The organism is Salinibacter pepae (assembly GCF_947077775.1).
Lineage (GTDB): Bacteria > Bacteroidota > Rhodothermia > Rhodothermales > Salinibacteraceae > Salinibacter > Salinibacter pepae.
Genome location: NZ_CAMTTE010000001.1, coordinates 2,492,955 through 2,506,128, shown reverse-complemented (window position 1 = coordinate 2,506,128; position 13,174 = coordinate 2,492,955). Strand labels below are relative to the sequence as shown.

Below are 13,174 nucleotides of genomic sequence, written 5' to 3'. Positions count from 1 at the left end.
CATTAGATAGATGAGTAGTACCCACACACCGGGCAGACGTTCATTGCCCGGCCTCCCCAACAGGGCGTCGGGGCCGAATTGCCGTAGACTTCGTGGGCGGCGGTGCCGAGCGTGGAGTAGCGTGTCGGCGTGGAATCAGGGCTGTCCGGCCTCCTCCTGCTCAACGGGGCGAATCTGACACAGGGCGTGGAGGCGCGAGACGGTGCGGTCGAATTTCTCGGCCACGGCCCGCGCAAGGCCGGCGTGCCGGTCGGGATCGAACCAGTCGTCCGGCGGCCGGGCGGCGGTAAAGTAGAGCGTGGGGGCGTCCTCGTGGAGGTACAGCGCGTCGACGACGCGAAGGAGGCGGAAGGCGTCGTCCGTGTCCGCGATGGCGACGCCCTCGATAAAGAGGTGGTCGAGCCCGACCAGGTCTTCAATGAGGTCGGTATGGGCCGTGTCCGTCGTCGCCCGCCGCAGCTCCGCAAACGCCCACCACCGCGCCGCCCCTGTCGCGTCCGCCTGTGCCTGCCGCATGGCCCGCTGCGTGGCGTCGGGGGGCCCCACCCACCCTCGCCCGGACTGCTCCACCGCCCGCGTGCGCCGGTAGTCGTCCCCGCGAACCCCAACCACACGATACGCGTCCCGCACCTCCGTTCGCAGGAACCGCTGGACGCGACCGTCGCCGAGCTGGGTTGCCAGGTACTCCTCCGGCGCCACGTTGCTCGTGGCCAGGAGCGGGACGTCCCGGGCTGCCAGCGTCTTCATCACCCCTGCGAGGCGCATCTCGTTCGCCGGGTCGTCGATCTCCACCTCGTCGAGGCAGCAGACGGCGTACTCGTCGGCCAGTCGGTGCGCGAACGCCTCCGGCGGCTCGGTCTGCCGGAACAGCGTGCTGGAGTGCAGGAAGGCACAGGCCCTCTCGGGCATCAGGGCGTTGCACGTCGCGGCCAGCAGGTGCGTCTTGCCCGTCCCCGCCGGCCCCACCAGGTACAGCCCTTGGGGCAGCCGCTCGTCCGCCGCGCCCAGGAGCGCCCTGAGCCGCTCGGCCCACGACGGGGTCCGGCGCAGTTCGGTCACGAATGCGCGGGCGACCCGGAGGGCCTCGGCCTGGCTCGGCGTCTGCGGCTCGTAGCTCTCGAACGTGGCGTCGCGGAAGCGCTCGGGGAGGGCGAGGGTCATGGGGAGACGAACAGTTCGCGCGACATCGGTACACCGGCCCCCTCATTGCCCTGCATGGTCCTGGACCCGGGCCGCGAGCCGATGGGCATCGTGGGGGGCGTGGCCCTCGCCCGCGGTGTTGTTGAAGTAGACGTACACGTCGCGCCCGTCGGCCCGCCAGTCGGCGATGGCGTCGGCCCAGTCGTCGAGCTCGGCGTCCGTGTAGCGGCCGTGGTACGCCTCCCCGCTCCCGTGCAGGCGCACGTACGCCCAGTCGGTCGTCACCACGCGGTAGGTGGAGCGGTCGCCGAAGTCGTAGACGCAGAATCCCGCGTCGTGCGCCCGCAGCGCGCCGTAGGTCTCCTCGTTGAGCCACGTGGGGTCCCGGAACTCGAAGACATGCCGGTGGGCGTCGTCGAGCGTCTCCAGAAAGGTGTGCAGGCGGTCGAGGTTCTGGTGCCAGTTCGGCGGGCACTGGAAGAGGATCGGGCCGAGGGCATCTCCGAGCGGCTCCACGTTGCGGTAGAGGTTCTGCACCGGTTCGTCCGGGTCCTTCAGCTTCTTGAAGTGGGTGATGTACTGGTTCGCCTTGACCGCGAACGTGAAGCCGTCGGGGGTCTGCCGCCGCCAGGCACGGAGCGTATCCGCCTCGGGGCTCTGGTAGAAGGTGTTGTTCACCTCGACGGTGCCGAACGTGTCGGCGTACCGGGCGAGCCAGTCGTCCTGAGGCACGTCGTCGGGGTAGAAGCGACCGGCAAAGGGGTCGTGCTGCCAGCCGGAGGTGCCAATGTGGGTAGAGGGCACGGGCGCGTGGGGGAGTGGAGAGCGTGGGGGTAGAGGGTGGGGGAACCGGGTCTACGTCGGGGGCGACTGGCGGGTGGGGGAAAAGTAGGCCGTGCGGCCGGAGACGGTCTCGGTGTTGAGGGGCACGCCGGTCTTCGGGCAGTGCTCGTCCCCGTACCGGTGGGGCAGCATGAAGCGGTCCGGGTCCAGGGCCTCGGGGTCGGCGTCGACCGCGATGGCGGCGTCCAGGACCCGTTGGATTGCGTCGTAGAGGCCGCGGAGGTCGGTCTCGGACAGCTCCGGCACGGTCGTCCGCGGGTGGATGCCCTCCTGGTAGAGGGCCTCGTCGGCGTAAATGTTGCCGAGGCCCGCCACGACGCTCTGGTCCAGCAGGCGGCCTTTGATGGCACCGCGGCGGGACGCGAAGGGCGCCAGAAAAGTATCGACGTCGGCGCGGCGCGCGTCGGGGCCGAGGTCTTTCGCCTCGACAAACGCGCCCGGCGTGTCGATGAGGCGCACCCGGGCAAACTTGCGCGGGCACTCGAACGCCAGGGCGCCTCCGTCCTCAAAGTGAACCTGGACGTACGCGTATTCGGGCATCGTGCCGTCCGGAACGACCTGCACGCGGCCGGTCATGCCGAAGTGGAGGGCGAGCCAGCCGGTCTCGTCGCCGTACCGGGCGAAGACGTGCTTGCCGTGGCGGTGGGTGTCGGTCAGCGGGCGGCCCCGGAGCACCTCCTCAAGGCGATGCGGCTCCAGGCCGTCGCCGAGAATCCGTGGATCGACGACCGTGGCGTCGGCGATGGGGCGGTCGAGCGCCGCGTCGGCAAGGCGCCGCCGGTAGACGACGGCGTCGGGCAGTTCGGGCATGCGTGTGGGCGTGGGCGTCGGGGGACGTGGGGAGGGGGGAGGAGGGCGTAGGGGTGAAGGGCGTAGGGCGCGGGAGTCGAGGGCGCAGAAGCAGCGTGGCTCTCGGCAATCAGTCGAGCACCACGAGGCGAGAGACGCGGCCGTTTTCCTTGAGGCGGCAGCCCATGCGGCTCACCACGAGGAGGGTTTCAATCGGGTCTCGGCCCGCATCCAATACGAACGCACCGTGGTGCGCTCCCGCACGTAGTGTGCGCTCCAGGGGCGTCACGACCGCCTGCTGCCCGTCGTCCAGGCGCAGCGACTCGTTGTACTGCACGACGTACGCCCCCTTTTCCAGGGTCCACCACCCGTAGTCGTCGTCCGGATCGTCGAGGGTCGCCCCAATCCGCTCGCGGGGCACGGCCCGGAACTCGCCCCCGCCAAAGTCGAGCTGGCCGGGCCCGGTCGTCCGGAAGACCGCATCGACCGTCAGGTCGATGCCAGTGGAGGCCCGCTGGGTGTCGAGGTGAACGAGCCCGTCGAGCTGGGACGCGAGGACGTTCGCGGTGTCCATTGCGCAGGGACGGTGCTGATGAGTGGAAACGCGTTGAGGGGACCTCAAACCAGCCCCAGCGCCTTCAGGTTCGACTGTTTGGGCCCGGTTGGGCGCTGAGGCGCAACGGTCCTCATCCATATCTGGTCCCTTTCGTTCGCGAATGCACTCCCTGTTCGTTTTCCGGAGAATGACTTGACGTATCTGGGTTGATTTGCTACTTTATAATGGGTGGAGCTGAAAATCCTTCCCTGTTGGGGAAAACCTACAAACGCCGGTCCGCTCCGTCGTACAGGGAGGCTTCTCGTTCTTCGGTCTCTTCGTCGTACTGTCGTTGTACTGCGGGGCGGAAAGACGGCGCCACACGCGTCTGCCCCCTCCTTCGCCACCGCCAACGTTCCCCGATCCCCGTCATGTCCACGCAATCCACACCCGCTGTATTCCGCCCCGATTGTGGAAGCGCTTCCGGAAAGAAGGAGTCGCCCCACACCCCGATGCTGTATCTGGACCGCAGTGGCACCATTCAGCGGGCGAACGAGTCGGCCCGCCGCGCCCTCGAGTACGGGATCGACGACACGCTCGAGCCCTGCTTCTTCTCCCACGTCCACGGCCGCAACCTGCACCGCGTGATGCGGGACCTGGCACACATGGTGAGTCACCGGACGCAGCGGACCCGATGGCTCCTGCGCCTCCGCACCGGAAACGGGCGCTGGCGCTGGTACCGCGCCATGGCTCGCAACCATCTCGACCGCGCAAACGCCCGCATTCAGGTCCAGCTTCGGCCCCTATAGGCCCAGCGCGCCCTGCGCGCAGACGTGGATGGGGACTCCGTCCCCCGCCCCTTCGTCCGGGACGCGGCCCGAGGCCGGCTTCCCTTTCGTTCGCCCTCCTGCCGGGACGTGTCCGGCAGGGGCCCCGTGTTCGATTGCCCCTCGTTCAGGGCGCACCCCACGAGCACTTCCTCACTCGGCTACACCTCGTTCAGGGCGCTCACGGAGGTTTCGGTGTGCACCGCCTGGATGGCAGCCGCGAATCGAGGGGCCGCGTTGCAGATCTGCAGGCGCTCGGCCGCCGTGCCCGTGAGCCGCGGCGCTACCGTGTTCGTGACGAAAAGGGCATCCAGGGGCGCCGTTTCCAGCCGCTCGTCTGCCTCGCCGACGAAGAGGCCATGAGTGGCCACGGCGTAGACGGACTCCGCCCCCTCCTCGGCACACGACCGGATGGCCTGCGTCATCGTCCCCGCGGTGCTGACCATGTCGTCCACCACGACGGCCGTGCGGTCCTCCACCGACCCGACCAACGCTCCCCCCGTCACCCCATCGTCCTTCCGCATCTTCTCGACGAACGCCGTTGGCACCTCGCAATTGAGCACCGCCCCCAGTCCCTCGGCAAATTTCCCGGCGCGCTTCACGCCGCCCTCGTCTGGGGACACCACGGCCATCTCCTCGGCCCCGACCACGTCGGTCAGCCGGTGCACGAACAGCGGATGCCCTAACAGATGCTCGGTGCGGGCCTGAAAGGCGTTCTGGAGAACCGCCAGGTTGTGCACGTCCATCGTCAGAACGCGGTCGACCCCGACGGCCTCGAACAGGCCCGCCACGTAGCGGGTGGTGACCGGCCCGCGGGGGCGCGTCTTGCGGTCCTTGCGCTGGTAGCAGAGATACGGAATGACCGCCGTCACGCGCTTGGCCGAGGCATCGCGCAGGGCCCCGAGCATGAAGAGAAGCCGGCACAGCTTGTCATTTACGCTCCACGTGTCGTCCGCATAGAGGGACTGGACGACGAAGACGTCGCGCCCCCGCACGTTCACCTCCGGACGCACCTCGTGCTCCCCGTCCGTGAAGGTCCGTTCGTGGTGGGCATCGAGCTCCGTGTCGAGCGCCGAGGCGATGGCCTCGCCGAAGCCCCGGCTCTCGGAGAGCGCAAAGAGGCGAAGGGCGTCGGGCATGGGGGAGGTGGAAGTGCGTCGGGTACGGTGAGACGTGTTATTCTTGGTCCGCCTTCAGGGCCCGCCGGACCAGCTCGTCGGCCGACTGGATGCCGGCGTTGTCGCGCAGCACCTGACGGATGGACCGTTCGGCGTCGGCCTTGCTGAGCCCCAGCTCGGTGAGGGCCTCCAGGGCGTCGGCCCGCGCCTCGGCCCGCGCGTCCGACCCGCCGCTGAGGGGCGCTGTGTCCTCGAGCACGTCCAGGTCTGCGAGGCGGTCGCGGAGCTCGACGATGAGGCGGTCGGCCGTCTTCGTGCCGACCCCCGAAATCTGCGTCAGTCGGCTCTTGTCCCCCTCCATGACGTGGTCGCGCAGCTCGGTCGGGGTCATCGCCGAGAGGGCCGACAGCGCCAGCTTCGGGCCCACGCGCGAGACGCCGGTCATCGTTTCGAAGACCGTCCGCTCCGCCTTGGTGGCGAAGCCGTACAGCGACTCGTCGTCCTCCCGGAGGTAGTGGTACGTGTGCAGGGTGACCTCCTCGTCGGTGTCCGGCAGCCGCTTGTAGGTGGAGGTGGGGACGTGCACCCGGTAGCCGAGCCCGTTCACGTCCACGAGGGCCGAGTCCGTCGTCTTGTCGACGAGCGTGCCGGAGACGTAGTCGATCATGTCTGTGGTGGGGCGTTGAAGGGGCGGACGGCCACAGTCCGGCGCGGCCGGCCGGGTTCGCGTCCGACGGGTGGTACGAGACTTAAGTCCTCCCCAATGCCCCGACGCCCTAGCAGCGCGGTGGGGCCTATTCCCCGCTCCCCGCGGCCTTCTCCTTGCGCTTCGCCTCGATCGAGATCTCGGTGTGGGGCACGGCCTCCAGCCGCTCCTTCGCGATGGGCTTGCCCGTCACGCGGCAGACGCCGTAGGTCTTGTTGTCGATCCGCTCGAGGGCGCGGTCGAGGTACCCGACGTACTTCTGCTGGCGGGCGATCATGAGGTGGAGCTTCTCCCGCTCCATCGCGTCGGTCCCGGCGTCGGCCATGTGGATGCCGTAGGCGGTGTTGTCGTCGGACTGCTCTTTGGCCTGTTCGACCTGCTTGCGCATCTGCTCGATCTCGGACTTCGCCTCCTGCCGGCGCTGGAGAATCAGCTCGCGGAAGTGCTCCAGCTCGTCGTCGGAAAAGGGCGTCGTGCGCGCCTCCCCGTCCTCGGTCGTGTCCGACTGTGCGTGAAGCGGGGCGTCGGGCGCATCCCCCTCGGGCTGTGCATCGTCGTTCGCCATGGCGTTCAGAGTGGGCCTATCAGTGGAAGTGATGCGTGGCGTGCGCTCCACGGGCCTGCGTCCGGCCCGGGGAGGGCTCAGGCATTCAGTGCTTCGTCGGCCTCAACGCGACGGACCCCGATCGTGAGCCGCTCGTCGCCGACCTCGAAGGTCTCGACCGCCTCCCCGGTCGGCTCATTGGACGGCTGCAACTCCAGGGCCAGGGTCTCGTTCCGGATCCAGTCCGCGTACGCGGCCACGGCGTCGGCAATCTGGGCCGAGCCGTCGTAGGCCACCGCGATGCGGTCCGTGACCTCGAAGCCCGCCGCTTTGCGAAGGTCTTGAATCCGCTTGACGCCCTCGCGGGCGAGCCCTTCGGCCCGGAGCGCCGGCGTGATGTCGGTGTCGAGGGCCACGGTCACGTCTCCCTCCTGCTCCACGAGCCACCCCTCGATGCCCTCGCTCTGAATGAGGAGGTCCTCGGGGCCGAGCTCGACCGTCTCCCCGTCGACCGTCAGCGTGAGCGCTCCGGTCTCCACGTACTCGTCGATCGTCTCGTCGTCGAGTTGGCGCACCTTCTGGTTCACGGCCTTCACCAGGTCGCCGAGGCGCGGGCCGAGGCGGCTGAAGTCGGGCTTCGCGGAGCGGCGCACGACCTCGCTGCTGTGCTCCACGTACTCGATGTCCTTGACGTTCACCTCGTCGAGGATCACGTCTTTCACCTGCTCCACCTCCGCCTCCGACACGCCGGTGCCGGTCACCACCAGGAGGCGCGGCAGCGGCTGGCGCACGTTGATCTCGGCCTGGTTGCGGAGCGAGAGCGTGCTGGACGCGATGGAGCGCGCCAGCCCCATGCGGCGCTCCAGGGCCTCGTCGCGCTCGTCCTCAGCCACGTCGGGGAACGAGGCCAGGTGCACCGAGTCGGCCTCGCCGCCGGTCACGTCGGTGAGGGCGCCGTAGAGCCACTCGCCGAAGAAGGGCGCGATGGGGCTCATCAGCTTCGCCGTGGCCGCCAGGCATTCGTAGATCGTCTGGTAGGCGGCCTCCTTCTTCGCCGCGGAGACGGTGCCGCCCTGCCCCGCCGGGCCGTTCTGTTCGCCTTTCTTCGACGCCCAGAACCGAGAGCGGGAGCGGCGCAGGTGCCAGTTCGAAAGCTCTTCGACAAAGTCTTCGACCGCTCGGGCCGCGGTGGTCGGGTCGTAGTCCTCCAGCGCGTCCTCGACCGTTTGTGTCGTCGTGTGCAGGCGACTGATGATCCACTGGTCGAGCTCCGGGCGCTCCGCGACCGGCATGCGCTCGCGCTGATACTGGAAGCCGTCGATGTTGGCGTAGGTGGCGAAGAAGCTGTAGACGTTTTCGAGGGTGCCGAAGAACGTGCGCCGCAGGTCCCGCAGGCCGCGCTCGCTGAAACGGATGCTCTCCCACGGGGGCGCGTTGCTCATCATGAACCAGCGTACCACGTCGGCCCCGTAGTCGTCGATGACCTCGAACGGCTCGACGGTGTTGCCCACCGACTTCGACATCTTGTTGCCGTCCTCGTCGAGCACCAGGCCGTTGACCACGACGTTTTCGTAGGCGACCTCGTCGAAGACGACCGTCGCGATGGCGTGCAGCGAGTAGAACCAGCCGCGCGTCTGGTCGACGCCCTCGGCGATGAAGTCGGCCGGGAAGTTGGCCTCGAAGTCCTCCTCGTTCTCGAAGGGGTAGTGCCACTGCGCGTAGGGCATGGCGCCGGAGTCGAACCAGACGTCGATCAGGTCCGGCACGCGGCGCATGGTGCCGCCGTCGGGCCCCTCCCACGTCAGCTCGTCGACGAACGGGCGGTGCAGGTCGATCTCCTCGTCGTCCTCGGGCAGCTGGTCGCCGGCCTTCTCGCGCAGCTCCTCGACGGAGCCGATGACCTCGTAGTGGTCGGAGCCCTCCTTGTCGCTCTCCCACACCGGCAGCGGCGTGCCCCAGTAGCGGCGCCGGCTGAGCGCCCAGTCGACGTTGTTCTCCAGCCACTCGCCGAACCGCCCCTCGCCGATGGCCTCGGGCTGCCAGTTGATCGTGTCGTTGAGCTCCACCATCCGGTCCTTGAGCTTCGTGGTCTCGATGAACCAGCTCTCGACCGGGTAGCTCATCAAGGGCGTGCCCTTGCGCCAGTCGTGCGGGTAGTTGTGGAGGTAGGTCTCATGCTTGTAGAGGCGGCCGCGGGCCTTCAGGTCGTCGGTGATCGTCTTGTCCGCGTTCTTGAACCACGTGCCCGCCACGAGGGGCGCCGCGTCGGTAAACTCGCCGTCCTTGTCGATCGGGTTGAAGAGCGGCAGCCCCTCGTCCTGCGCCACCGCGTGGTCCTCCTCCCCGAAGGCCGGCGCCATGTGCACCACGCCGGTGCCCTCCTCCGTCGAAACGACGTCGGCCCCGAGGACGTACCACGCGTCTTCGCCCGGCTCGGCCCGGTCGGTAAAGTAGTCGTAGGGCGGCTCGTAGCGCTGCCCGACCAGCTCCTCGCCGGAGATCGCCTCTTCGACCGTGTAGTCCTCGCCGATGACGTCGTCGAGCAGGGCCTCGGCCAGGATCAACGTCTCCGCGCCCTGGTGCGGGTCCTCGTGGTGGATTTTGACGTAGGTGAGCTCCGGCCCCACGGCGAGCGCCGTGTTGGAGATGAGCGTCCACGGCGTCGTGGTCCACGCCAGAAAGTAGGTGTTTTCTTCCCCGGCCACCGGAAAGCGGATGTAGACGCTCGGGTCTTGCGTCTCCTCGTAGCCGAGGCTCACCTCGTGCGACGACAGCACGGTGTGGGAGCCGGGGCTGTACCACTGAATCTTGTGCCCCTTGTAGAGCAGGTCCTCCTCCTCGATCTGCTTCAGGAGCCACCAGACGGTTTCGATGTAGTCGGTCTCGAACGTGACGTACGGGTCGTCCAGGTCGACCCAGTACCCCATCCGCTGGGTCAGGTCGTCCCAGAGGTCCTTGTACTCCAGGACGCTCTCGCGGCAGGCCGCGTTGTACTTCTCGATGCCGTACGCCTCGACCTCCGCCCGCGTCTCCAGGTCCAGCTCCTCCTCCACCTCAATCTCGACGGGCAGGCCGTGGGTGTCCCAGCCGGCCTTGCGGTCCACCTGGTAGCCCTGCATCGTCTTGTAGCGGCAGAAGATGTCCTTGATGGCCCGGGCCAGCACGTGGTGGATGCCGGGGGTGCCGTTGGCCGTGGGCGGCCCTTCGTAGAACGTGAACGCCGGCTGCCCGTCCCGCTCTTCGATGCTGCGCTCAAAGATGTTCTGGTCCTGCCACCAGTCGAGGACGTCCTCTTCGAGGTCGGGGAGCGAGAGCTGGTCGGGCGTGTCGAACTGCGCCATGGGGGTCGTCGGGGATGCGGAAGTGAAACGGCAACGACAAGACTCAACGCCGCGGCGCAGGCGGATGTTCGTTAGCCACCGGTGCAATGGATTGGGACCGTCGCGCTTTCTTGTGGCCGTCCACGGGGCGCCTCCTGCGTGTCCGTTGGCGGCGTTCGACGACTTGCGCCCCGCGTTCGTCTCTGGAGCCGAAAGGCCTCGGCCGTCAGCCCGTGCGCACCTCTTCGGCGAGGCCGAGCCGGTCGCGCAGCAGGGCGTCGAGGCGGTCGTGGGTGTCGTTGTCGCGGATGTTGAAGGCCGGCAGGTCGGTAAGCTGGGTGAGCAGGTCAATGCCGCCGGCCGTATTGGTGGCGATGCCCGTCACCAGGTCGGGCGCCAGCATGTCGAAGGCGGTCTCCAGGCCGAGGACGGCGTAGGGGTCCGACGCGCAGAGGACCGTCATGGCCAGGGCCTCCTGCATCTCTTCGACGGCGATGGCCCCGTTGTACGGCTCCAGGGGCGACGCCCCGATCTCCACCACGGCCACGTCGGCCGGCGGCTGGGCCATGCGGGCCAGCAGTTGGCGCACGGCGGTTCGGTACTCCTCTTCCGGGATGACCGTGGACGGCAGCCCCGCGTCCACGAAGTCGAGCCCCCAGTCGGCCCCGGCGTCCTGAATGGAGAGCACGTCGCGGTAGCGCCCGGCCCCGCTCACCTTGGCCCCGAGCACGTCCAGCCCCATCCGGTTCAGCCGGCGGGTCACGATGCGGGCGGCGGTGGTCTTGCCGGCGGACATCGACGTGCCGGCGAAGAGGATGGTGGGCGTGGTGTAGGGCTGCTCGTCGACGGGGGCGACGGCCCCGCCCATCGTCACCTTGGTGGCGTCCCGGCAGACGTGTCCGTGATACCGGAGTTCGAGGGGCGGCTGCACCAGGGTCGACCGCGACTCGACGTGCCCGAAGAGCCCGGCTCGGGTGAGGGCGTGCATGAGCTGATCGTTGCCAATCTCGCGCCACGAGCCCGTCATCTCCAACGTCGCGTGTCGCGTCCCGAAGGCGCCCACGACGGCGTCGCCCTCGGCCACCTCCATGTCCCGGCCGCTGGGCAGCTCGACTGCCCGATAGCCCGACGTGTCGGTGACGATGCCCACGACGTAATCCCCGGTGTCCCACTCTGACGGGACGCGGGGCTCGATTTCGAAGGGCCGGGCGCTGAGGTCCGTGATGCGGGCGAGGGAGCCAAAGATACACCGGTCGAAGATGGGGGACATCATGGGATTGGGGGCGAGTCGGGGAGGCGAGAACAGCGCGGGCCGTCCGAGGTCAGGACATCTGCGTGGAGGCGGGCGCGTCGAGCGTCTCGGTCGTGGGGGCCGCATCGTCCGGCGTCGTCGGCAGGGGCGGCTGGGCGAGCAGCAGGGCCAGGAGGGCACTGCGCTCCACCATCCGGTCCACGTAGCAGAACTCGTGGCGGGCGTGGGCGCCGTCCCCGACCGCCCCCAGGCCGTCGAGCGTGGGGGCGTACTGGCTGATGATGTTGCCGTCGGAAACGCCGCCGGAACGGCCCTCCTCCAGGTCGAGGTCGAGGAGCGTAGCGGCCCGGCGCGCCCGCTTCCACAGCCGGCGAGCGTCGGGACTCGGCTCCATCGGCGGGCGCCCGATGCCGCCCTCAATGGTGAGCGACGTGCCGGGCGTGGTCGTCTCCAGGCCCCGGATGGCCGCCTCCAGCTCGTCGGCCTGCTCACGGGTCGCGACGCGCACGTCCACCTCGGCGGACCCGGCGTCGGCCACCACGTTGGCGTGCGTGCCGCCCCCGATGGTGCCCACGTTCACGGACACGCCGGCCTCCGGGTCGTTGAGGGCGTGGAGGGCCTGCACGGTGTGCGAGAGCTCCAGGATGGCGCTCGATCCCCCTTCCGGATCGAGGCCCGCGTGGGCGCTCCTCCCCTGGATCCGGACCGTAAATCGCCCGGCCCCCTTCCGGGCCGTCTTGATCTTGCCGTCGAGCCCGAGGGCCGGCTCCAGCACGAACGCCCGGCACGCACAGCGGGCGAGCCGGCGCAGGTGACGCTGCGACGTGGGGCTGCCCTGCTCCTCGTCGGAGTTGATGAACACGACCGGCACGACCGCCGGCTCGACGGACGCCGCCCGCAGGGCCGCGAGGGCGAACAGCATCTGCGTCAGCCCGCCCTTCATGTCGAAGACGCCCGGCCCGCGCACCTCGTTGCCCTCCACCTCGAACGGCATCTCGTCGAGGGTGCCGCGGGCCCACACGGTGTCGCTGTGGCCCACGAGGAGCTGGACGGGCCGGCCCCGCGGTCGGTCTTTCGGGCGGGCGTAGAGGTGGCCGCGCTCCTCCTCGGCCGCGGGCAGGGACCGCACCCGAAAGCCCAGCGTCCGCAGAAGACGGGCCAACATGCCCTGCGCCTCCGCCTGGGCCGCGGGCACGTCCGTCGGCGACTCGGCCCGCACCAGGGCCTCCAGCACCGCGAGCATCTGCCCACGGTGGCGGGCGAGGTAGTCGTGAAAGACGCGGGCCCGATCGGCGTCTACGGCGGAGTCCATAGCGCAATTCCAGTCAGCACAGAAGAACGGGGGACGCGCCTGCCGGGGCCTACTTCTCGAAGCCCGCGGGAAAGGGGAAGGCGTTGGTCTCGTCGATGGCCGCGTACCGGTCGGGGGGCAGGTACGCGAGAAGGGGATTGTCGCGGATGACGGCGTCGTCCTCCTTTCCGGAGACGCGGAGCGCGTCTTTCTCCACGTGCACCGCCTCCACCGCCCCGATGAGCAGGCTGTTCTCCCCCAGGTCGTCCACGTGCCGCTCCATCGTGCACTCCAGCAGCAGATACGCATCGTCGAGAAACACCCCGTCCACCGCCGCCGCCGCCCGCATGGGCAACTGGTTGAGGGCCGGCTTGCGCCGCGGCCCCTCCGGCGCGCCCACTCGGGGCGAGGCCGACAGGCTCGCCAACACCACCTGCGACGGCTTCGGGTAACTGACCGTAAACACGCCGGTGCGCACAGCGTTGCGGTACGTCTTGTGGCGCGGCGTGCAGACGAACCCGAAGTAGTCGTCCCACCCCATGGGCGCGGCCATGTGCTTCGGGGCCAGGTTGTAGGACTCGTCCTCGTTCTGGGTGCCCACCACGATCAGGGGCGCAACCATGTAGAAGCGTTCCCAAAACGACTGCTCGGGGTCGAGCGAGACGATGGCGTCGGGGTCCAGGGGCTCCATGGGGCCGGGAAGACTTGGGAAGGCAAATGTATGTCTTTAATTTGGTATGTAGCGAAAGGGTTCTGCGTCCGCATACCTCTCGTATGTTCGTGGGGCTCGTTACGATACTTGTGCGGGG

General features: G+C 68.8%; 12 protein-coding genes. 1 reads left to right on the top strand and 11 read right to left on the bottom strand.

The window, feature by feature from the left end; genetic code table 11:
- Window positions 1-135 precede the first annotated feature (135 nt).
- From zapE to OJA40_RS10420, 4 genes are all read right to left on the bottom strand, one after another.
- Window positions 136-1,161, bottom strand: a complete 1,026-nt coding sequence (zapE, locus tag OJA40_RS10435) for an AFG1/ZapE family ATPase (protein WP_263810598.1) — start codon at window positions 1,159-1,161, stop codon at window positions 136-138.
- Between the two features lie 42 nt (window positions 1,162-1,203).
- Complete coding sequence (locus OJA40_RS10430) at window positions 1,204-1,944, bottom strand: DUF72 domain-containing protein (RefSeq protein WP_263810597.1); 741 nt, start codon at window positions 1,942-1,944, stop codon at window positions 1,204-1,206.
- A gap of 51 nt (window positions 1,945-1,995) precedes the next feature.
- A complete protein-coding gene (locus OJA40_RS10425) occupies window positions 1,996-2,793 on the bottom strand; it encodes an Fpg/Nei family DNA glycosylase (protein ID WP_263809768.1) in 798 nt (265 codons plus the stop codon).
- 109 nt (window positions 2,794-2,902) lie between these two features.
- Window positions 2,903-3,346, bottom strand: coding sequence for a dCTP deaminase/dUTPase family protein (locus OJA40_RS10420; RefSeq protein ID WP_263810595.1), 444 nt, complete (start codon window positions 3,344-3,346; stop codon window positions 2,903-2,905).
- Between the two features lie 473 nt (window positions 3,347-3,819).
- Here OJA40_RS10420 and OJA40_RS10415 point away from each other — a divergent pair, with 473 nt between their 5' ends.
- Window positions 3,820-4,116 (top strand): PAS domain-containing protein, encoded by a 297-nt coding sequence (locus OJA40_RS10415; protein ID WP_263793169.1) that lies wholly within the window; start codon window positions 3,820-3,822, stop codon window positions 4,114-4,116.
- 179 nt (window positions 4,117-4,295) lie between these two features.
- On the opposite strand, the gene OJA40_RS10410 is transcribed toward OJA40_RS10415, so the two are convergent.
- The 7 genes from OJA40_RS10410 to OJA40_RS10380 all read right to left on the bottom strand — a co-directional run bounded on the left by OJA40_RS10410 (window position 4,296) and on the right by OJA40_RS10380 (window position 13,056).
- The gene (locus OJA40_RS10410; RefSeq protein ID WP_208426535.1) at window positions 4,296-5,273 is read right to left on the bottom strand and encodes a ribose-phosphate diphosphokinase; all 978 of its coding nucleotides are present in this window, start codon (window positions 5,271-5,273) and stop codon (window positions 4,296-4,298) included.
- Between the two features lie 37 nt (window positions 5,274-5,310).
- Window positions 5,311-5,919 carry a Holliday junction branch migration protein RuvA gene (gene ruvA / locus OJA40_RS10405; protein WP_208426534.1) on the bottom strand — a complete coding sequence of 203 codons (609 nt, stop codon included), beginning with the start codon at window positions 5,917-5,919 and terminating at the stop codon, window positions 5,311-5,313.
- A 127-nt stretch (window positions 5,920-6,046) separates the two neighbouring features.
- The gene (locus tag OJA40_RS10400; protein WP_208426533.1) at window positions 6,047-6,523 is read right to left on the bottom strand and encodes a TraR/DksA family transcriptional regulator; all 477 of its coding nucleotides are present in this window, start codon (window positions 6,521-6,523) and stop codon (window positions 6,047-6,049) included.
- Between the two features lie 77 nt (window positions 6,524-6,600).
- Window positions 6,601-9,843 (bottom strand): isoleucine--tRNA ligase, encoded by a 3,243-nt coding sequence (gene ileS, locus OJA40_RS10395; protein ID WP_208426532.1) that lies wholly within the window; start codon window positions 9,841-9,843, stop codon window positions 6,601-6,603.
- Window positions 9,844-10,048: 205 nt separating this feature from the next.
- On the bottom strand, window positions 10,049-11,095 hold the full coding sequence (locus tag OJA40_RS10390) for a P-loop NTPase family protein (RefSeq protein WP_208426531.1): 1,047 nt from the start codon (window positions 11,093-11,095) through the stop codon (window positions 10,049-10,051).
- 49 nt (window positions 11,096-11,144) lie between these two features.
- A complete protein-coding gene (locus tag OJA40_RS10385) occupies window positions 11,145-12,386 on the bottom strand; it encodes a M20 family metallopeptidase (protein ID WP_263810594.1) in 1,242 nt (413 codons plus the stop codon).
- Window positions 12,387-12,435: 49 nt separating this feature from the next.
- The gene (locus OJA40_RS10380; RefSeq protein WP_263810592.1) at window positions 12,436-13,056 is read right to left on the bottom strand and encodes a flavin reductase; all 621 of its coding nucleotides are present in this window, start codon (window positions 13,054-13,056) and stop codon (window positions 12,436-12,438) included.
- Window positions 13,057-13,174 lie beyond the last annotated feature (118 nt).